Source organism: Halobacillus litoralis, assembly GCF_009856445.1.
GTDB classification, from domain to species: Bacteria; Bacillota; Bacilli; order Bacillales; family Halobacillaceae; genus Halobacillus; species Halobacillus litoralis.
This window is the reverse complement of record NZ_WMFA01000002.1, coordinates 875,243-896,653: the sequence shown is the minus strand read 5'-3', so window position 1 is coordinate 896,653 and position 21,411 is coordinate 875,243. Positions and strand designations below refer to the sequence as shown.

General features: G+C 42.4%; 21 protein-coding genes. 20 read left to right on the top strand and 1 reads right to left on the bottom strand.

Features of this window, described 5'->3' with window-relative positions; all coding sequences use genetic code 11:
- The first annotated feature begins 1 nt into the window (after position 1).
- The 12 genes from GLW00_RS09740 to GLW00_RS09685 all read left to right on the top strand — a co-directional run bounded on the left by GLW00_RS09740 (position 2) and on the right by GLW00_RS09685 (position 12,212).
- A complete protein-coding gene (locus GLW00_RS09740; protein WP_160913456.1) occupies positions 2-3,115 on the top strand; it encodes an AAA family ATPase in 3,114 nt (1,037 codons plus the stop codon).
- Between the two features lie 177 nt (positions 3,116-3,292).
- Positions 3,293-3,997 (top strand): uracil-DNA glycosylase, encoded by a 705-nt coding sequence (locus GLW00_RS09735; protein ID WP_160913454.1) that lies wholly within the window; start codon positions 3,293-3,295, stop codon positions 3,995-3,997.
- A 44-nt stretch (positions 3,998-4,041) separates the two neighbouring features.
- Entirely contained in the window at positions 4,042-4,584 is a 543-nt protein-coding gene (vrrA, locus tag GLW00_RS09730; protein WP_160913452.1) for a VrrA/YqfQ family protein, read from the top strand.
- Positions 4,585-4,680: 96 nt separating this feature from the next.
- Positions 4,681-5,640, top strand: coding sequence for a peptide-methionine (R)-S-oxide reductase MsrB (msrB, locus tag GLW00_RS09725; protein ID WP_160913450.1), 960 nt, complete (start codon positions 4,681-4,683; stop codon positions 5,638-5,640).
- A gap of 66 nt (positions 5,641-5,706) precedes the next feature.
- Positions 5,707-6,279 (top strand): TetR/AcrR family transcriptional regulator, encoded by a 573-nt coding sequence (locus GLW00_RS09720; protein WP_160913448.1) that lies wholly within the window; start codon positions 5,707-5,709, stop codon positions 6,277-6,279.
- An 88-nt stretch (positions 6,280-6,367) separates the two neighbouring features.
- On the top strand, positions 6,368-7,393 hold the full coding sequence (locus GLW00_RS09715) for an AbrB family transcriptional regulator (protein ID WP_160913446.1): 1,026 nt from the start codon (positions 6,368-6,370) through the stop codon (positions 7,391-7,393).
- 104 nt (positions 7,394-7,497) lie between these two features.
- On the top strand, positions 7,498-8,097 hold the full coding sequence (locus GLW00_RS09710) for an alpha/beta hydrolase (protein ID WP_160913810.1): 600 nt from the start codon (positions 7,498-7,500) through the stop codon (positions 8,095-8,097).
- 70 nt (positions 8,098-8,167) lie between these two features.
- Positions 8,168-8,371, top strand: coding sequence for a DUF6501 family protein (locus GLW00_RS09705; protein ID WP_160913444.1), 204 nt, complete (start codon positions 8,168-8,170; stop codon positions 8,369-8,371).
- A 161-nt stretch (positions 8,372-8,532) separates the two neighbouring features.
- Positions 8,533-10,128, top strand: coding sequence for an amidohydrolase (locus GLW00_RS09700; RefSeq protein WP_160913442.1), 1,596 nt, complete (start codon positions 8,533-8,535; stop codon positions 10,126-10,128).
- Between the two features lie 82 nt (positions 10,129-10,210).
- Positions 10,211-10,759 (top strand): histidine phosphatase family protein, encoded by a 549-nt coding sequence (locus tag GLW00_RS09695; RefSeq protein ID WP_160913440.1) that lies wholly within the window; start codon positions 10,211-10,213, stop codon positions 10,757-10,759.
- 171 nt (positions 10,760-10,930) lie between these two features.
- A complete protein-coding gene (locus GLW00_RS09690) occupies positions 10,931-11,170 on the top strand; it encodes a ferredoxin family protein (protein ID WP_089652514.1) in 240 nt (79 codons plus the stop codon).
- 301 nt (positions 11,171-11,471) lie between these two features.
- Entirely contained in the window at positions 11,472-12,212 is a 741-nt protein-coding gene (locus GLW00_RS09685) for an SDR family oxidoreductase (RefSeq protein ID WP_160913438.1), read from the top strand.
- Positions 12,213-12,248: 36 nt separating this feature from the next.
- On the opposite strand, the gene GLW00_RS09680 is transcribed toward GLW00_RS09685, so the two are convergent.
- Complete coding sequence (locus tag GLW00_RS09680; protein ID WP_160913436.1) at positions 12,249-12,524, bottom strand: acylphosphatase; 276 nt, start codon at positions 12,522-12,524, stop codon at positions 12,249-12,251.
- A gap of 75 nt (positions 12,525-12,599) precedes the next feature.
- On the opposite strand from GLW00_RS09680, the gene GLW00_RS09675 reads away from it, so the two are divergent.
- The 8 genes from GLW00_RS09675 (at position 12,600) to GLW00_RS09640 (ending at position 21,381) form a co-directional block, all read left to right on the top strand.
- Positions 12,600-13,559: a P1 family peptidase gene (locus GLW00_RS09675; protein ID WP_160913435.1), complete on the top strand. Its 960-nt coding sequence runs from the start codon at positions 12,600-12,602 to the stop codon at positions 13,557-13,559.
- Between the two features lie 16 nt (positions 13,560-13,575).
- Positions 13,576-14,457 (top strand): gamma-glutamylcyclotransferase family protein, encoded by an 882-nt coding sequence (locus GLW00_RS09670; RefSeq protein WP_160913433.1) that lies wholly within the window; start codon positions 13,576-13,578, stop codon positions 14,455-14,457.
- Positions 14,454-15,278, top strand: a complete 825-nt coding sequence (locus tag GLW00_RS09665; protein WP_160913431.1) for an alpha/beta hydrolase — start codon at positions 14,454-14,456, stop codon at positions 15,276-15,278. Before GLW00_RS09670 ends, GLW00_RS09665 begins: the two co-directional genes overlap by 4 nt.
- Positions 15,275-16,324 carry a C45 family autoproteolytic acyltransferase/hydrolase gene (locus tag GLW00_RS09660; protein WP_160913429.1) on the top strand — a complete coding sequence of 350 codons (1,050 nt, stop codon included), beginning with the start codon at positions 15,275-15,277 and terminating at the stop codon, positions 16,322-16,324. The genes GLW00_RS09665 and GLW00_RS09660 overlap by 4 nt, the downstream gene beginning before the upstream one ends.
- A gap of 75 nt (positions 16,325-16,399) precedes the next feature.
- Complete coding sequence (locus GLW00_RS09655; RefSeq protein ID WP_160913427.1) at positions 16,400-19,987, top strand: dynamin family protein; 3,588 nt, start codon at positions 16,400-16,402, stop codon at positions 19,985-19,987.
- Between the two features lie 155 nt (positions 19,988-20,142).
- Positions 20,143-20,640, top strand: coding sequence for a superoxide dismutase family protein (locus tag GLW00_RS09650; RefSeq protein WP_160913425.1), 498 nt, complete (start codon positions 20,143-20,145; stop codon positions 20,638-20,640).
- A 251-nt stretch (positions 20,641-20,891) separates the two neighbouring features.
- The gene (locus GLW00_RS09645) at positions 20,892-21,092 is read left to right on the top strand and encodes a cold-shock protein (protein ID WP_027954344.1); all 201 of its coding nucleotides are present in this window, start codon (positions 20,892-20,894) and stop codon (positions 21,090-21,092) included.
- A gap of 76 nt (positions 21,093-21,168) precedes the next feature.
- Positions 21,169-21,381 (top strand): cold-shock protein, encoded by a 213-nt coding sequence (locus GLW00_RS09640; RefSeq protein WP_089652505.1) that lies wholly within the window; start codon positions 21,169-21,171, stop codon positions 21,379-21,381.
- Positions 21,382-21,411: the final 30 nt, after the last annotated feature.

The window sequence follows — 21,411 nt, the reverse complement described above, 5'->3', positions numbered from 1 at the left end:
GATGAAAGCACTCACTCTTACCATGGCTGCATTCGGTCCTTACCGTCATAAGCAGATAGTGGATTTTACAACTTTAGGTGAAGAATCGATCTTTCTTATCACTGGACCTACCGGGGCAGGAAAGACAACGATTTTTGATGCCATGTGTTTTGCCCTGTATGGCCGTGCAAGCGGAAGCGATCGGGACCAGGATTCAATGCGGAGTCATTTCGCAGATCCAGGAGAACCAACTTATGTAGAATTCACTTTCGAATTACGGGGGAAAACGTATCGCATTGTAAGAATGCCAAAGCAGATGAAAAGGAAAGAACGTGGCGAAGGGTGGAAAGAAGACCCGGCCCGTGCCGATTTCTATATCATTCAAGGTGAAGAAGAGAAACTGGTAGCATCTAAAATTAAAGAAGTGAACGAATACATTGAAGAAATCCTCGGCCTTGATTATGAACAATTTCGAAAAATGATCATGATCCCACAGGGAGAATTCCGAAAGTTAATCTCTGAAAATAGTAAAGAGAGAGAGGAAATCCTTCAACGTATTTTCAAAACGGAGTTTTTCGCAGAAGTCACTGATTATTTTAAGAAACAGTCGAAGGAACTACAAACGGAGATCAATCAATTTGAGTGGAAAATTTCTCAGGAGAAAGAGAGAATCGTGTGGGGGGAAGAAGCTGACGCTGATCTCGAAAATGAGGAACTCTCAAAAGTACGAAAACGATTGAATCAAAGGATCGACCATCAGAAACAAATGGTTTCTGATGAAAAAGCTTATGCGGATCAACTTCAGCAAACCACAGACCACATTCAGAACCAGTACTTCGAATCAAAGCAGCTTCTGGATCTTTTTGAAGAAAGGGATCGGTTATCCATAGAGCATAAGAAGCTCGAAGAAAACTCAGCGGCTATCAAAGATTTGGAGAATGAGCATGCCTATGCCAAGAAAGCAGCGGAAGTACGCCCATATGAAAAACAATACGAGGAAAGACAAAGAGAACTTGACCAGCTCCTTTTGAATCAAAAGGATAGAGAAGAAACATACAATCGCGTGAAATCGGCGTTTGATAAGATACAGGAAGAATATGTGAAGAAAGCCGATCAACAAGAAGATCGTGACCGTATGAAAGAGGCCTGGCAACAAAAATTAAGAGAAAAAGAGCATGTAGAAGAATTTTTAAAGAAAAATCAGGGGCTGGAGAATCTTGAAAGGGAGATAGCCAATAATCGCCGTTCTTTTTCTGATTTTCAGGAAAAGGAACAAAAAATTCTTCAAGATAAGAAGTGGATGAAAGAAAAAGTGAAAGGTGAAAGGTCTTTAAGAGAAGCAGCTTATGAGAAAAAGCAATCCTATCAGACCTCTCAACAACGAAAGGAAAGGGTGGAAAGATTATCTGAAGAATGGCTTCAGTTAACTAAGCTACGCACTCAATATCAGTCTGTTTCCAAAAACTATCAGGAAAAAAAACAAAGGTTACAGAAATTCAAAGAGTCGTATGAAAAAGCGTTGGATGACATTAGGAAACACCACGCTTATACCCTATCCTTGCATTTAAATGATGGGTCACCTTGTCCGGTATGCGGCTCAACTGAACACCCTGATGTCGCAGGGAAACCAGAAGGTGTGCTGAATGAAGATCAGGTGGAACAGCTGAGGGAGCGTCACAAGGAGGCGGAGCATTACTTCGAGAAGGCACAGGACGAATTGATCCAGGTAAAGTCTGACGGGGAAGCTCAACGTCAATTGACAGAGAGCATCTGGAATGATTTAGACATCGAGCATGAACTTTCTGAAGAGATGATTGAAAAAGAAAGACAGCATTGCTCTCATGAGATGAGAAAAGTGCTTGAGGAGTATAACAAGCTTAAAGAGAAAATAGAGGACATTCAATCCACGGAGAAAAAATTGGACGAGATGGATCAACAGTTGGAATTCTTGCAAAACCAAAAAGAGACGCTACAGCGAACAATCAATGATCAGCAGCAGGACCAGACCAAACGAAGAACAGAGCTGGAATCACTGAAAGAAAATGTGACTTCTACGAGTGTTGATCCTGAAGAATTAGTGAAAGAAGCAGCAAGTTTCGAAAAGTCATATAAAGAAGCAGAGGAAAATTGGATAGAAATACAAAGCTTATATCAACAGAAACGGGACGAATGGCAGAAAATCCTAACAGCAGTAGAAGAAGGAAAGAACTATTTGGAGCAGGCACAAAAAGCTGCAGAACAGCGGAAAACAGAATTTGATCAAACGCTTGTTCAATTTTCTTTTGACTCGATTGAAGCCTATCGATCGGCCATTCGAACACCTCAAATCATGGAACAAATGACGAACGAAATTCAGCAATACAAGCAACGGGTGCAAGTCGTTAATGAGCGGTTGCAAGAATTGAATCAAAAGTTAGAAGAAAAAGAAAGACCTCAGCTACAAGCTGTTCATGAGAAATTGGAAAAGATGCAAGGAAAATTAAACGAGCAGCGGGAAATGGTCAATCATCTCAACGTTTCGCTTCAACAAAATGAATCCATACAAGAAAATATCCGGCGGCTTGTAGAAGAACAAGGAGAACTGGCCGCGAAGTATTATGATATTGCTGAGCTCGCTCAAATTGCGAACGGAGACAATCATTTACGCCTCTCTTTGGAGAGGTATGTGCTGGCTTCTTATTTGGATGAGATCCTCATACAGGCCAATTTACGCCTTGATCAGATGACAGACCACCGATACCAGCTCATCCGAAGTGATGCTATAGCTAAACGGGGTGCTCAAAGTGGACTCGATCTTGAGGTGATTGATCATCATACAGGACAACAGCGATCAGTAAGAACACTTTCAGGTGGGGAAGGTTTTAAAACCTCCTTAAGTTTAGCTCTTGGAATGGCTGATGTGGTTCAGGCGCATGCCGGCGGGGTTCAGTTGGACACATTGTTCATTGATGAGGGATTCGGTACATTGGATGACCTTTCATTAGAACAAGCGATTGGCTGCCTTAGAAGTTTACAGGACGGCAACCGAATGCTCGGAATTATTTCCCATGTCCAGCAATTAAAAGAGGAAATTCCAGCGAAATTGCAAATCGATGCAGGCCCTGAAGGATCAAAAGTGGAATTTGTCTTTCAATAAATTATAAATATTTCCTTATTTTTGGATACTCTTATACGAAAAGCGCCAATATTCAACAGCACTCTCCAAATTCTATGTCCCATACAGAAAATGAAGAAAGATGCCTGTCATATTTTGCGCTTGCCCGGGAAATATCTGAGATTTTAAACGGGAAATGATCAAGGAGGAGGTGTTCGGATGATCCAACCAGCCAATGATTGGGAAGGTCTTCTGAACGAAGAGTTTAAAAAAGATTATTTTAAAGAATTACAGAGTACTGTCGAGACGGAATACAAAATCAACGCCATCCAACCTGCTTATGATGAAGTTTTCCAAGCCTTACAGTCGACACCTTATGCGTCAACCAAAGTAGTCATTCTTGGACAGGATCCTTATCATGGTAAGGACCAGGCACATGGGCTCAGTTTTTCAGTTCGACCTGGCAACCGCATTCCACCCTCCCTGCGCAATATTTACAAAGAATTGAAGGAGGATCTAGGTGTACAACCCCCGGACCATGGCTCTCTTCGTTCTTGGGCAGAACAAGGGGTCCTACTTTTAAACGATGTATTGACAGTGAGAGAAGGGGAAGCCAATTCTCACAGAGGGCTGGGATGGGAGACATTCACCGATGCAGTCATTCAATCATTGAATGAAAGAAAGAAGCCAGTGGTCTTCTTTTTGTGGGGAAAGCATGCACAAAAGAAAGGCGCTTTCATCAATCGAGAAAAACATCTTGTACTGACTTCCTCTCATCCTAGTCCCTTTGCTGCGCATAGAAGTTTTTTCGGAAGCCGTCCTTTTTCGCAGGCGAATAAGTTTTTATTAAAAAATGCAATGGATCCGGTGGATTGGTCGTTACCGCCTGCGAACATAGAGACAGGAGCCCAAACCAGTTCATAAAAAAGGCATATGCTAGAGTATTCTAACGTTTCGGAGGGGTTTTTATGTTTCCGACAGGTCAACCGCCTTTCCCTCCTATGGGCCAATTCCCAGGATTTCAGCAAGCTGCACCGCAAATGATGCGTTCGATGGCACCGTATATCAATGCGGGAAGCCGGGGATTCGGCGGCTTTGGGGCTCCGGGCTTTTTAGGGAATACAGGGTTCGGCTCTGGACTCTCTGGGCTCCCGGGAGTTCTCGGTGGAGGTGGAGGTACTGGTTTTGGGGCGCAGGCTCTTGGTGCCGCAGGGACAGCTGCAAAAACTGGAGGAGCTGGATGGCTTGGGCACATGCAGACGGCACTGAAAGCTATGCAATCGGCAGCACCTATGATGCAGCAATACGGGCCGATGCTGAAAAACATTCCTGCCATGATTAATATGATGAAAATCATGAACGAACCAGATGATGATGATGAGAGTCTGGTACCATTAGACGAAAGCAGCAGCAAACCGTCTGTTTCAGAGGACTGGGAATCCACAAGTGTGCTTGATAAGAAAGAAAAAAAACGTTCTCAAGGTGCATCACAGCCTAAATTATACATTTAGGCTGTGCATGTAGCTTGATTTTTTTTGTAGAGTTAGCAAAAATAAGTACATATCCAAATATAAAAATGAAAACCGATGCCTTTAGGAGGTTATATATTGAGTACACAATTGGAAAATGCAACATTCGCAGGAGGATGCTTCTGGTGTATGGTGGAACCCTTTGATGAACGCCCTGGAATCGAATCCATTGTATCAGGCTACACAGGCGGGCATACTGAAAACCCGACATACATGCAGGTAATCACGGAAGAGACGGGTCACAGGGAAGCCGTACAGATCACTTTCGATCCCGCCATTTTTCCTTATGAGCGGCTGGTTGAGCTGTTTTGGCAGCAGATCGATCCCACTGATGCTGGAGGTCAATTCGCTGATCGAGGGCACTCCTACACAACAGCCATCTACTATCACAATGAGAAACAACGACATGTGGCTGAGAAGAGTAAAGAAGAGCTTTCAGCATCTGGGAAATTCAAGGATGCGATTGTTACAGAAATTCTGCCGGCTGAAACGTTTTATCCTGCCGAAGATAAGCACCAGGATTATTATAAGAAGAATCGTTTTCATTACAAACGGTACAAGAAAGGATCCGGTCGAGCTGATTTCATTAAAGATCGCTGGAGTTATGAAAAGGATCAGGAAGATCTGAAGCAACGCTTAACCGACATCCAGTATAAAGTCACGCAGGAAAATGCGACCGAACGCCCCTTTCAAAATGAGTTTCATGATCATGAAGAAGAGGGCATTTATGTGGATATTGTTTCAGGCGAACCCTTGTTCAGTTCTAAGGATAAGTATGATGCAGGCTGTGGATGGCCAAGCTTTACCAAGCCTATTGAAAAACAGCAGGTCAAAGAAGAAGTTGATAGATCTCATGGAATGTTCCGGACGGAAATCAGAAGTGATCGAGCGGACTCCCATCTTGGCCATGTGTTTGAAGATGGACCGAAAGATCAAGGAGGGCTGCGTTACTGTATAAATTCTGCTGCCTTGAGATTCATTCCTAAAGACGATATGGAAGAAAAAGGATATGGTTATTTGACGTACCTTTTTCAATAAACCTCTTCGAATGCCCCTCTCAGCTTTGATGATGATATAATGGAGGAAGCTTGAGGAGGTACCGAATTGGGAAGAAAAAGAATTCTTACAAAAGAGGAAATATTAAAAGAGACAGGGGCTCTGCTCAGGAAAGAGGGGATCCACGGGGTCCATTTCAAAAAACTTTCGACGGAGCTCCAGGTGAGCAGAAGCACCCTCTACGAATATTTCAAAAATAAGGAAGACCTCATTCTATCCTATATGAGAAACATGATGGAAGAGATGACCCAACAAATTGAAGCGATTCCGGAAGAGGAAGAGCCAAATAAAAAGCTATACAAGCTTTTGTTTATTTTTCTAGATCATGCAGAAACCCATCATATCGATCAAATGATCCGGGAACTGCAGAGCAGCGATCATACCCTGGCTCTGTTCTATCGTACAAAAATCCATGAAGACCTCATGGGAACGTATGACCAAATGTTGGACTGGATTGAGGCTGCGAAGCAATCAGGGATATGGAAAGAGGATATTGAAAGCGAAATGGTGGCTGATCTCATTTTCCACTCCATATTATTTCCCACGAGGCAAAAATACGGAGTGGAAAAAATGGCAGATCAACTCTTTGAAATGATCGAAAATGGCGTGAAAAACAAATAGGTAAACCGCTTCCTCGTTGGGAAGCGGTTTATTGTATTTCTGTTATTCGTTCGCTTTTATCATTCGCGAAAGGAGCGGTGTCCGCCTTATGCCTTCCAACATAATAAAGACCTATTTGATCGCATTCCCGGGAGGCCTTTTGTTTAATTTCTTACACATGCCCATCCCATGGATATTAGGACCGGTTGTATTTGTTGTCCTCGCTAAATCCTTTACGATTTTAGATTCTAAGACTGTACCAGTAGCAAAACACATGGCCTTTGTTCTCCTGGGAATTCAGATAGGTCTAACGTTCAGTGCTGAAACATTCCGTTCGATCGGTCCTTATCTCTTTCCTTATACCGTCCTTACATCAGTCATGATCGCCACCAGCTTATTAGCCGGATTGTACATTGCCAGGTTTGGGGCTGTAGATAAAACGACTGCCCTTGTAGGAAGCTCTCCAGGCGGGCTGTCAGCCATGATTGCCGTCAGCGAATCTATGAAAGGCAATAGTGCGCTTGTTACAATCTTCCACACCTTACGTTTAATCAGTGTTCTTTTTATCATTCCATTTTACGTAACCCATGGAAATTTCGCTGTTTCAACAACGGTTGTTGAGGGTGTAATGGAAGAGATGAATCATGACTCTATGTTTACCCTACCTTTATACTTGGCAGCGGGTTTCATTGGGTGGAGGATGAGGGCTTGGGTTCCGGCTGCTCTTGTCATTGTTCCTATGCTTATGATCGGTTCACTACAGACATTGGGTGTCCCCTTCTATCCTTTACCGGAAATACTTTTTACGCTTGCTCAGTTTTTTATTGGAACATACCTGGGACACACTGTATCGTTAAGCGAAATTGTTTCAGCTGGAAAGACCTGCTTAGCTTTTTTAGCTTTGGCTATTTCTATGATTGGGATAGGAATAGGGATGGCTTTTTTATTAAGCTGGTGGACGACTATGGATGTAAAGACTGCTGTTTTGGCTCTAGCCCCTGGTGGGCTTGTAGAAATGTCTATCACGGCTGAACAAACGGGTGGCGAACCAGCCATTGTTAGTTCTTTACAGACGATTCGTCTATTAATGATTGTCCTGTTTCTCCCCTGGTTGTTCAAGAAACTAAGAACATGAGTTTTGACACTATCTCGAATTAAAGATAAAATAAACGTAGCAAATGATAGTTTCTCATAAAAATATTATGTAAATTATAATGAAAGGAATGAAGCACAATGAATATGAAGCATATCTTCCAAAAAGGAAATTCAGCACGCACTTTGTTGCTTCTTCATGGTACAGGCGGAACAGAACAAGATTTGCTTCCTGTAGCTAAGATGATCGACCCTGATGCATCTATCCTGTCTGTAAAAGGGAATGTATCAGAGAATGGGATGCCTCGTTTTTTTAAACGATTAAGAGAAGGTGTCTTCGATGAAGAAGACTTAATTGAAAAAACGGATGAATTGAATAATTTCCTTGCTGATGCAAGTAATGAGTATGGATTCGATCGTAAGCAGGTCATTGCTGTCGGGTATTCCAATGGAGCGAATATCGCGGGAAGCCTTCTTTTTCATTACGAAGGAAGTTTGCGAGGGGCTATGCTGTTTCACCCGATGGTTCCGAGAAGAGGCATTGAAATTCCTGAACAATCAGGACTTCCTGTTTTTATCGGCGCTGGTGAAAATGATCCCATCTGTCCAGCTCAAGAAACAAAAGATTTAGAGGAGTTATTAGCGGCGGCTGGTGCGAATGTAACTGTCCATTGGGAACGTATGGGGCATCAATTGACAGAAAGTGAAGTAAGGGCAGCGGCCGAGTGGTATAAAGATCAATTTTAATCATCTGTTATATTGAGTCATCCCTTCGTTCATTGTATGATAGGTACACAGAAACCAAGGAGGATGCTCTATGATTCACAAAAATTGGGAAAACAATGAAACCATCAAACAAATTGAATGCGTTCATAACGATGCAAAAAAATTCGTTGTGAACAATGTACTGACTCCGGGCAAAGTATATGATGTGAAAAACGAAAGTGAAGAGTTTTACTTTGTCATTGATAATTCCGGCCGCATGGGCGGTTTCTATAAGGAATATTTCAAAGAATTGTAAATGATCAAAAGCCAGGGATGCGTTCCCTGGCTTTTTGTATGGTTAAAAGTATGCTGTGAAGCTCTTAAAAGATCTTTCCTATAGGGGTTTGTTCCCATGTTTATTTAAAAGATGAAGTGGGGTAATGGTAATTAGAAAATACTTGAAAGGAAGAGCATGCCATGATTTTGGATAACGTTAGAATCTACCAGCCCTACCAAACCTATGAGAGTGAGCGCACTTATGCGATTAAAGTAGAAGGAGAGAAGATTGAGGCCATCTACGAGTCACCTTATAGTGGAGAGGAGGATGTCATAGATGGGAGGGGACGTGTCCTTTCTCCTTCCTTTAGTGATAGTCATATGCATCTGCTCCGTTACGGGTTGTTAAAAAAAGAATTAGACCTTACGCAAGTGACGAGCTGGGAAGAAATGAAGGCTGTTGTTGAGAACCATTATGATGAACTAGAACAATACGACTGGGTTTTCGGAAAAGGTTTCAATGATGGAAACTTTGACGATATCGACCACCTTTTAACAGCAAAAGACCTGGATGAAATCCAAGTGAATGCCTATATGTACTTCATGCATCAGGACGGCCATGAATGTGTCATCAGTGAACAAGCGATGGAACTATTGAAAGAAGAAGAGAATTTTAAAAAAGAACCGGATGAATTTAAAGAAAAAGATGAACATGGAAATTGGAATGGCCGCTTCAAAGATACAGCAGTTCATTACATTAAGCACCATTTTTGGGGACGTTCGACGGAGGATGCAAAAGAAGCCTTAAAGAAAGCTCTGCCTCATCTGAGCGAATATGGCATCACATCTGTCCATACAGATGATATTAACTTTATCGGGTCCTATAAGCGGTTGTGGCAGGCATATACGGAATTGGAACAAGAGGAAGTCCTGCCGATTGATGCCCAGCTTCACCATTACGTATTTGATATCCAGGATATGAAGACCTATTGTGATAAAAATGATCACCGTACCGGTCAGGGGACACCTCGAGTAAAGGTCGGGTCTTTCAAAATTTTCCTAGACGGTACTCAGCGCCTTTATACGGCAGCTATGAGGAATCCTTATCCCATTCAACCAAGTGAGAACGGTCGTTTGATTTATACTCAGAAACAGCTCGATGAAATGGTTAAATATGCAAGCGACAATGATATGCAGGTCGCTATGCATGCGATCGGCGACCGAGCTGTTGAGCAGGCAATTACGGCGCTTGAAAAATCAGGAGAAGCTACTAAACGCCTAAGACACAGGATTATTCATGCCCAGACACTAGCTCCCGATTTGATTGCCCGGTTGAGAGAGTTGAAACCTTATATTGAAACACAACCTTCTTTCCTTCTGGATGAGTGGAGCGAGAAAGGGAAATGGACACCAGAAAGTCTTCTACCTTACTGTGATGCTTTTGAAAGTCTTTTGAAAGAGCACATTCCAATAACCTTAAGTTCTGACCTGCCCATCGGTGCATTGAATCCGTTTACGACCATGTTTACGGCTGTGAATCGAACAGATCTTAACGGAAACCCTGAAGGAGGATGGATGCCGCAGGAAAGGTTAAGTGTAAAGGATTCTTTCCTTGGATTTACAAAAACTCCAGCAGAGCTTGAATATAAAGAAAAGGAAAAGGGTAAAATAGAACCTGGTTATCAAGCCGACTTTTTAATACTAGATAAGCACCCCGAGGAAATAGAACCTGAAAAGTTGAAGGATATACAAGTACTGGAAACATGGCACAGAGGAAAGTGCGTCTATCGGAAGTGATGTCTTCTGCAACTTTCCTTGTCAACACTCGTTCCATCAGCCATAATGGACATAAGTGATGGAAAGGGGAGGATGGGTAGCAATGGAGAAATTATTTTTAGTGCGTCACAGTGAAACGGAAGGTCAACATGAAGATTCCCCACTAACAAAGATGGGCATCAGACAGGCCCAAATGCTTGCGACTTTTTTAGAAAATTACGGTCATAACATCGATCGTATCTTATCAAGTCCTTATTTGCGGGCGATTGAAACGATTAAGCCTTTCGCCAGAAAAAATAATGTGACCATCGAAATGGATGAACGTTTAGAGGAGCGTGTCCTAAGCCATGAACCACTGGATGATTGGGAAGAAGTCCTGCATGATACGTTCGTCGACCCTGAACTGAAACTAACGGGAGGAGAATCCTCTTCAGAAGCGAAAAAACGTGTCCTTTCGCTGATTGATGAACTTGAAAATGAGGATTGTGGAAACGTTCTCCTTGTTACTCATGGGAATTTGCTCGCCTTATTATTGCAGAAATATAACCGTGAAATCGGTTTTTATGAATGGAAGCGTCTCTCCCGTCCAGATGTTTTTCTTGTGCAAAAACAAGGAGGAGAATATACAGTCGAACGAATTTGGGAAGACTGATTCCATTCTTCCCCTTTCTTTTTTCGTTCGATGCGAAAAAGGTCGAACCACTACGGGAATTGCGATTTTTTATCAAAATCGTTATAGTATATTGTGGTGTTTATCTTAGCCGGTAAGGGTGAATAGTATTTTATAAGCACACGAAATTCTATAAAAGGAGGAGAAATAGATATGGCATTTGTAATCACATCCCCTTGTAAAGATGAAAAAGCTGGTGAATGCGTGGATGTGTGCCCAGTTGATTGTATCGAAGAAGGGAAAGATATGTTTTATATCGACCCTGCGATTTGCATAGATTGTGGTGCGTGTGAAGCGGTGTGTCCAGTTGAAGCGATTTATATCGAAGACGAGGTACCAGAAGAAGAAACTCCATACATCGAGATTAACCGTAAGTTCTTTGAAGAACAATAAGTATCATAACCAGACCGTCTCTTAACCTAAGAGGCGGTCTTTTTTATACCAGCCTTTCTTTGTTCCCTAAATAGGGTTTTGGTGAAGAATTACTTTCAAGAGATCCCTGTAGCAACAGGGGTAGAGTGAGAGATTTGATGTAGCAGCCAACCGTGTGAAACCACCTCTATATCAAAGGTTCCATTTGCTTTATATCTTGAAGGGTAAAGCCTTCATCAGGGGTCAGTTGGTTCTTGTGTGAATATTTTTTCTTTATGCAGGGTAGATAGAAAAGGAATCATAACAAGGGAGGACATAAATTATGACAAAACTAAAAAACCAGACAGCGATTATAACAGGGGCAAGCAGCGGCATCGGCAAAGCCATTGCTCATCATCTAGCGAATGAAGGTGCAAATGTCGTATTAGCCGCCCGAAGAGCAGAGAAGTTAAATGAATTAGCAGAGGAAATTACTGAACAATACAATGTAGAAGCGAAAGTAATAGAAACAGATGTAACGAAACGAGAGGATGTTGAGAAGCTTGTTTCCGAAACGAAATCAGCGTTCAACACGGTGGACCTCTTCATCAATAATGCAGGAGTCATGTTGCTCTCCTTCTTAAAGAATGATCATGTAGATGAATGGGAGCAGATGGTCGATGTCAATATTAAAGGGGTGTTGTATGGCATCCATGCAAGTCTTCCTACAATGATTGAACAGGAGTCCGGCCATATCGTCAATGTTTCTTCCGTTGCGGGACATGAAGTCTTTCCATCCAGTACCGTTTACAGCGCGACAAAATATGCTGTGAAAGCCCTATCGATGGGTATGGAAAAAGAACTCTCGAAATCAGGTGTACGTGTAACGAACGTTTCTCCTGGGGCAGTGGATACGGAGCTTACCGACCACATTACCGACGGAGATGTCATTGAAATGTTCAAAAACCGTAGTATGGACCCTCTGGAAGCGGATGACATTGCCCGCGCCGTTTCCTATGCTGTGACCCAACCTTCTTATGTGAATGTGAATGAAGTCATTGTTCGTCCAATGCATCAAAAGTAAAAGGAAAAAAAGATGACCGCAGGAATGCGGTCATCTTCATTGTACAACTTTAAATTTTTTATAATTATTTAAGATATCCTTATTCTTCACGTCGAGAGCTTCGACTTTACTGAAAGGTGTAGGACCTTCATCAATTTTTTTTATAAACTCCTGTAGTTTCCCATGCTCCCCTTCCGCTTCAATAAGAACGGTGCCGTCAGGTTGGTTTTTCACCCATCCTGAAATACCTATTTGTTCAGCGATTTGTTTGGTAGCTGCCCGGAAACCGACGCCTTGAACATGTCCGTGTACGGTTATTTGATTGTTTTCCATTCTTATACCTCCTCATCTATCCTCTTGTTTCCCCACAAATAGATTATGGCAAACCTTTAGAAGGAGTGGTTTTAAGTGAAGGAGATTGAAATTACCGATATAGAAGGATTCTTTTTTGGACAAAAAGAAAGTGAAGATTGTCACACAGGGTGCACAGTGATCCTGAATAAAGATGGGGCCACAGCAGGAGTCGATGTCCGGGGCGGTGCTCCTGGTACGCGAGAGACCGATGCTTTGAAGTCCGAAAACCTCGTTGATCATATTCACGGTGTGTTTCTGGCTGGAGCAAGTGCTTTTGGTCTTGAGGTCGGTACAGGAGTAATGAAATATTTGGAAGAGGCGGGAGTCGGTTTTGATGTAGGAGTAACTCGAGTTCCCATTGTCCCCGGGGCAATTTTGTTTGACTTAAGAGAAGACGACCAGGACATGCGCCCGGATGCTACAATGGGGTATGAAGCTGCAGCATCTGCTTTTCATCATTCCCATTTAAAACAGGGGAATTTCGGAGCAGGTGCAGGGGCGACCGTCGGAAAAGGAAAAGGACCTTCTTTCAGTATGAAAGGTGGGTTAGGGTACTCTGCCATTCAAATCGGAAACGTGAAAGTGGGAGCTGTCGTCGCCGTTAATTGTTTTGGTGATGTCGTCAACCCGGAAACCGGTCAAATAATCGCCGGTATGCAGAAAAAGGGAACCTTCTTAAATAGTGAAGAAGTGATGATGGATGAAGTTTTGGAAGGGCGGACGAATCGTTTTCGCGGGAATACGACCATTGGTGCGGTCGTTACAAATGCAATTGTAGATAAACCAGCAGCAAATAAACTGGCGGCCATGTCCCATGACGGACTTGCACGCACCATTCGTCCTTCCCATACGTTTGTGGATGGCGATACATTGTTTTTTATGGGATCAGGAAAAATTTCCTGTGATTATAACAGCCTTGGTGTCATGGCTGTAAGAGCGGTGGAAACAGCCGTACAAAACGCAGTGATTCATGCAAGATCAACGAAGAACTTTTTATCAGCTAAAGATCTGTAGTAGGAGGAACAATGGAATGAACGTTTTTGTTTACGGTTCTCTATGCAAAAACCAGGAGAATCATCATTTTATGAAAGAAGCAACATGTCTCTCAGAACAAGCTTTTGTGAAAGGAAAGTTATATACTGGCCATTCTTATTATCCGCTTCTAGTGAAGAGTGAAGAGGAGATTACTTATGGAGAATTATACGAGATTCCCTCGTCATTACTGAAGGAGTTGGATCAGTTAGAAGGCTATTCTACTCTTTCGGAGGACCCTTATTTTGTACGTGAGAGGAGTGAAGTTTCCACACCTCATGGAGTTACTGAAGCGTTTGTCTATTACTGGCCCCGTGAAGCTAAAGGTGAAGCTGTCCATAATCACGATTGGAAGGTCCATCGCTATATTCAAAAAGATCGCCTTCATTATTTTGCCTATGGTTCATGTATGGACAATTCCAGGCTATGCGACCACGGAGTAGACCATCTCTTTACATCTATTAAAGGAAAGGGGGAGCTCAATGGATACAGGCTCGCCTTTTCCACTCATTTTGAAGACGGTTCAAGAGCCGATATTACTGAACATCCCGGGGATCACGTAGAAGGGGTGGTCTATGAAGTTGGAAAGGAGGCACGCGAATATTTATATCAAAGAGAAGGCGTGGAAACGAGAGTCTATAGACCAACGATTGTTCATGTGACTGGAGACGATGGAATCACCTTTCAGGCTCTTTCGTTCACTGTCATAGAAAAGAAAGCGGAGATTGCACCTCCCTTCCATTATGCAGAAGAAATTCATCGCGGAGGGTTGAAATACCTCTCTGAGAACTACATGAAATCCATAGAATATAAATTCATGGAAGAATGGAAAGTGCCTGAGTTTAAAACGTACTTGCAAAGAAAGGGATGGAGACAATGACAGACGCCAAGTGGTCTGGTTATATGACAAGAGATTTCACACGTTTGCAATATACAGTCCTCAAGGAGAGGCCATCATCCAAAGAAGCCATTATTATGGTCCATGGAATCACCGCTGAGTATCATCATCATGAAGCGTTTGCTGATCAATGTCTCCGTGAAGCTGACATTTATTTTCCTGTATTAAGAGGATACGATCAGAGTCCAAGGAGAGGGGACCTTGAATATATAGGCCAGTATGATGACGATTTATTTGATTTCATTCATTTCATTGAAAAGAAAGGCTATGAAAAAATCACCCTGGCCGGACACTCCATGGGATGCGCGAACTTGTTAAGGTTGATTAAAAAAAACAACAGTGCAGCGAGCGAATACTTATTTATCGCTCCCTTTTTTCATCCTACTCTGCCTGTCTACCATGATGATGCGACAGAGCAGTCTACCGATCGAACCGATGTTGATTATACGGTGTTCGACAAAAAAGTCATGCTACTCATGACTTTGTATAAGATGAATATCCATCGGTTCAATAATCGGACAGTTGCGGAAATTCCGGATGAGTTTAATAAAAGTGAAAAACTAACGCTGAGCTTCCGCCTCCTCATCTCAAGGTTCCTCGAAAAAATCCCTTCCCATTTATTGACTGATATAAAAGATCGAGTGTCCATTTATGTGGGGAGTGAGGATGAGGTTCTCTTACACGACAAGTTCAAACGGTATGTGAAGGAGCAGTGGAATGTTGAGGTCGACATCATTCAAGGAGTCGATCACAACCATATCCTCCATCATCCCGAGCTGCATAAGATGTGGGCAGGAAAATGAAACCTTTTTTTTCTCAGCTGATCGCTTTTCGCGGTCGACATGATGACTTCGGGTACGTACAAGGAGAGCGTTTAAAACGTACGCTGTTGTATAAACATCATGAACAAAGACGAAAACGCTCAAAGCTTCGCTATGATGTTGACATTAAAGTAGTTAAGGAACAAATGGACTTTTATTGCAAAGGTCTCTTTGAAGAGCTTAGAGGCCTTGCTGAAGGATTACAGTGGCCGCTGGCTGAAGTCATTCATGAATACAGTGGGTATCAGCAGGATTGGGAAGGTTCGGGCTGTTCCATTTTAACGGGAAACGGATATTTTGCGAGAAATTATGATTACCACCCCACAACGTATGAGGGGCGCTTAGTTTTGTTTCAACCCAAGGATGGATATGCAAGCATCGGACCATCACAGCGGATTATAGGACGCACTGACGGCATGAACGAACATGGTCTGTGTATTGGGTATAATTTCGTGAACAGAATTCATCCCGGAGACGGCTTTATATGTTGTTTACTGACACGAATGGTCTTAGAAACATGTAAAACGACCAGGGAAGCGGTTCACCTTTTAAAAAAACTTCCTCATAGACACTCGTTTAACTATGTCGTTTTTGATGCGGGAGGCACGTCTAAAATCATTGAAGGGTCTCCTCGAGGGGTTAGTGTAAAGGAGGGGACGGCTTGTACCAATCATTTCACTGAAATGGCTAAGGAAAACCGCAGGCATCTATCAGACACACACGAGAGACTGGATGACCTCAAAAGCCGTCAAGCCTATGTTCTTAATGGATTAGAAGCTTTTCATTTATTAAATGATTCTTACGGACCCATCTTTTCTCATGGCTATAAACAATGGAGCGGTACCATTCACACAGCCTGCTACAGTCCTGCATCATTGACTCTTCATTTTGGACTCGGTGGAGATACGGTACCATCCAGGATCTCATTTAAGGATTGGCTGAATGGGAGCCCTTCTCTTCCTGGTAGGATTCATGGGGCATTGGATACGGATGAAACGATTCCCTATATGGATACTCCATCGTTTTAAGTATCTCCCCCTTGAGTAAACACAGCTCTTAAGAGTAGAATGAGGGAGGATATTGTACGGCAAAGGAGACAAGACATGAGCCATTTGACAGATCTAAGCATTGATAAAATTCAGAATTTATACGCTTTTTTAAAAGATCAAGGGGATGAAGACCAAAAAGAGAAAGTATTGGATTTGTATGAAAAATTGATTCAAGAAGAAATGATCATCGGCTTTGCTGGTCATTTTTCAGCTGGAAAGTCGACACTGATCAATACATTATTAGAAAATGATCTTCTCCCTTCAAGCCCTATTCCCACCAGTGCGAATATTGTCCGCTTGAAGACAGGCGATCCTTATACGCTTGTCTATTTCCAGGATGGATCGATCGTCCGTTATGATGCAGAGATTGATCTTGGAACCATCAAGGCGCTCTGTAAAGATGGGGAGAAAATTACTGGACTTGAAATCTCACAACCAGGAAAGTCCCTGCCTTCCCATGTGTCGATTGTCGATACACCCGGGGTGGATTCAACGAATGACGCCGATCGGTTGATCACTGAATCCTCTCTTCATTTAATGGATTACATGTATTATGTCATGGATTATAACCATGTACAGTCTGAAGTGAACCTCACGTTCTTACTGGAAATGCAAAGACGTCAGACGCCTTTTTCCGTAGTCATCAACCAGGTGGATAAACATGTAGAACGAGAACTTTCCTTTGAAGCCTATCAAAAAACAGTAACAAACGCCTTTGAGAAGTGGGGCATCTCTCCTGAAGAAATCTATTTTACATCTTTAAGAGATTATTCTCTTCCTTTCAATGAGTTTCAAACGTTGAAGAAGGATTTCCGTACGCTTTTCTCATCCTCCCAATTGGAGAGACAAGCGGATACACAGGTGAAGTGGCTCGCTGAAGAAGCGGTGAGGCAGTATTCGGATCTTATTGAAAATGAGATGGCCCAACTTCGAGAAGAAAAGGAAAAATGGGAAGAAACGATCAAACAAAGCCCTTTTCATCTTAAAGAGCTTGAAGAACAGCAAGTTCTTTATGAAAAGGCGGAAGCAGATTTTCAGGAAAGAGTCAGTCAATTCATATCAAACGCTTATCTTATGCCGAGCTCCCTCCGTGAATATGCGGAGGCTTATTTAGAGTCGGTACAACCGGACTTTAAGGTAGGTATTCTGTTTACACAAAAGAAAACAGAAGAAGAACGGTTGGCAAGAGAGGAAGCGTTTTATAAGAAGCTTACAGAGTCTGTGGAGAAAAACCTGTACTGGCCACTTCGTGAACGAATGGTTCAGCTGATGGAACATTATTCAGTGAGCGATGAGAACCTGCTTGAAAAGGTTCAAAAAGAGGCTTTTCATTACCCGAAGGAACGCTTACATGCTCTTGTCGAACGAGGCGCGTCTGTCACGGGTTCCTATGTTTTACGCTATACCGATGATGTGGCCAAAGATATCCAAAAGGAAACGAGACGCTTCATACAAGAATGGAAGCAATTATTCCTTCGGGCTATAGCGTCCAGTCAACAAGCAATGGCAGATCAGCACAGAGAAGTATTTGAAGCGGCTGATAACATACAGGAAATAGATAAACAATTGGAAATACTGAATGAAAGGATTAAAAACTACCGTCACCACCTAGATGAGTATCTGGAAAAAGGTAGGTCGGAAGAAAATGCTGCAGTGATCCGTGAATCCTGGAAGCAACGAAAAGAGAAACTCGTTCATAAAAATGTGGATGAAATTCGGATTGAATCATCGGCCGTTGAAGAAGAAGACCTTCCGCCTCATCCCGCGCCTTCTAAAAACAGTGGTTCTTCCATTGAAGAGGCCCTGCACAGGGCGGATGAAACGCTGGAAAACATCCATTCCCTGGAAGGGACTAAGCGCTTATATAGTCAATTGAAGAAAAAACGGGACCGCCTGGATGACAGGCATTTTACGATTGCCTTATTTGGAGCATTCAGTGCAGGGAAATCCAGTTTTGCTAACGCTTTGCTTGGAGATTTGGTGCTCCCTGTTTCGCCTAATCCGACGACAGCGACGATCAATAAAATTTCGCCACCCCGCTCAGATAAGAAAGATCGGTCCATTGACGCTTATATTAAGACAGAAGAAGAGATGTTTGAAGATTTATCTCCCATTCTTGAATCCCTTAATCTCAGCGCTTCCACATTAGAAGATGTTCATGCAAAAACTAAAAGCTTGAATGAAACGGACTGGCAGCCGCTTGACCATAAGAAACATTCGTTCTTACGCGCTTTCATAGACGGTTATCCGAGTATGAAAAACAATCTAGGGAAACGCATCGATGTCTCATGGGATGAATTTTCTTCGTATGTTTCCAAAGAAGAGAAATCCTGTTTCATCGAATCTATGGAACTTTTCTATGACTGTCCGTGGACGCAAGAGGGAGTGACTCTCGTTGATACACCCGGAGCAGATTCTGTCAATGCGCGTCATACAGATGTGAGTTTTGAATACATCAAGGATTCGGATGCGGTTTTATTCGTTACCTATTACAATCATCCATTCTCCTATGCTGATCAAGCCTTCCTTAAGCAATTAGGCCGTGTGAAGGATAGTTTCAGTCTGGATAAGATGTTTTTCCTTATTAATGCAGCTGATTTGGCCTCATCCGAAGAGGAACGAAAACAGGTGGAAAGTTATGTGAAAGGTCAATTGAACGAATTTCAAATTCGTCACCCTAAACTTTTCTCCCTCTCAAGTTTGCAAGCTCTGGAAGAGAAGATGGGAGGAGCGGAAAAGGATTCAGGTATTCAAGCTTTTGAAGAAAGCTTTCACTCTTTCCTGCATGAAGACCTTTCAGAGATCATGATTCATGCAATCAATGAGGATATTAAGAGTGTCAGACAGGTGCTTGAGAACTTCATCGCTGCAAGTAAACTGAACGACCAAGAGCGCCTTGAAGAAATAGAAAAGAGTAAAAAAGAACACCACCATATCTCTGAAAGTCTTCAAAAGAATTTCGACCAGGGTGCAGAAGATGCCATACAGAACAAAGCCAATAAACAGATTCACTTTGTTCATGAACGAATGATGCTTAATTTCAATGATTTGTTCAAGCGGCACTTCAATCCAGCAACCATTCAGAACCAAGGAGACGAAAAGGAGTCATTGAAAGTGGCTCAGAAACAGCTTCTTGAGGAATTGAGTTTTGAAATGCTTCAGGAAGTCAAAGCGGTTTGCGTGCGTATGGAGCACTTCATGGACCAGTTAGTGAATCAAACCAAAGAGCGTATCGAAAGTGAGCTATACAAAATTCGTCCCACTCTTCAACTGTCAGGGATAGAAGAAGGAAGCTTTCCTCTCCCTATTCTCAGTGGGGAAGTTGACATTCATGAGAAAGAAAAAGCGCAACTGCGTAAATTGTTCAGAAATCCTAAAGCTTTCTTTGAAAGAAATGAGAAGGAAGACATGCGGGAATCGATGTCAGCCATCCTTACTATTGAATTGAAAAAACAATTGGATGCGCTTGAATCTGTAGTCGTCGATCATTATACAGAGTTGTGGAAAAGAAGATACATGGAATGTATGAACATATGGAAAGAAGATGCAGCGGATCACTTTATACAGATTCAGTCTCATCTTGAACGACCAGAAAACGTCAAGGATCTTGAAAGGGTCCTTTCAAAAATTCCAAAGTTCTAAATGAGTCCATTCGCACATAAGGTAATACATCAGCATCCCCCTCTTCTAAGGATTTCTTCCTCCTCCTCGGAACAGGGGGATTTGTTGTGCCACTGCTATTGGTATGAAGGGGAAGCGGAGGTCAGCATCATAAAAAGTAAGGAGGATTTTATTCATTGTATATCCAAAACGGTCCGTACAGACAAACGTATGCTTCTGAAACGGCGCAGGCAAAATTTTTAAGCAGTCCACTTGCTCCTAATCTGAAAGGAACCATCCAATTTTACCAAATGCCCTACGGGGTCGAAATTTTCGTCCAGGTAGAAGGACTGCCTGACTTTAAGAAAACAAAAAACGGCAAACAGGTTGGACCTCATGGATTTCACATTCATGAAAAAGGGGTATGCGAAATTGGGGATGGCAAAGACCCTTTCGTCTCTGCAGGTGGTCACTGGAATCCAGACGATCAGCCGCATGGGAATCATGCAGGCGACTTTCCTGTGTTGTTTTCCAATCAAGGAAGAGCAAGGATGATTTTTTTTACGGATCGCTTTAAGGTGAAAGACATCATTGGAAAATCAGTAATTATCCATGAAGGACCTGATGACTACCAGTCCCAGCCAAGCGGAAATGCAGGGAAACGAATCGCATGTGCCATTATAGAAAGTTCTTGACGGAATGGAATAATTCGCCTTCTCACTGTATATACTAGTCGTGTAACGGTTAATCGCGCGCTCTGCTTGACTTCACCGGTGAGTCATAGTATAGTGTATAAAAGGATAAAATTTACCAATATTCAGAAGTTCGCACTTCCAATCACCTATTATAAAGAGTGATCAATCTTATTGGTACTTTTTATAATATGTGATTTTTTCTTTATTGCAAAACGCATATTAATTTTTGAAACATTGGAGGATCCATCCCTATGAAAACAGGTACAGTGAAGTGGTTTAACGCGGAAAAAGGTTTTGGTTTTATCGAGGTTGAAGGTGAAGATGATGTATTTGTACACTTCAGCGCGATCAACGAAGAAGGCTTCAAGTCTCTAGAAGAAGGTCAAGCTGTAGAGTTTGAAGTGACAGAAGGCAATCGCGGACCACAAGCTGCAAACGTCACGAAACTATAATAAAAAATAGAAAGAGACTGGCTTTTGAAGGTCAGTCTCTTTTATATCATGACATTCTAAAGGGGGGGCTACGCCGATGGCTTTCGGAAAGAAAAATCAGGCTGAGATTAAAGAAGAAGATACAAAGATTTGGGTTTGTACTTCCGAGGACTGTAACTGTTGGATGAGAGACAACTTCAGAACCAATAATAATAAGAAGTGTCCAATGTGCGGAAGTGATATGGAAGAAGAAAACAAAGTACTGCAAGTTGTAGAGAACAATAGTTTGTACTATAAAGCAGAGTCATAATAAAAAAAGCGATTGCTTCTAAGGCAATCG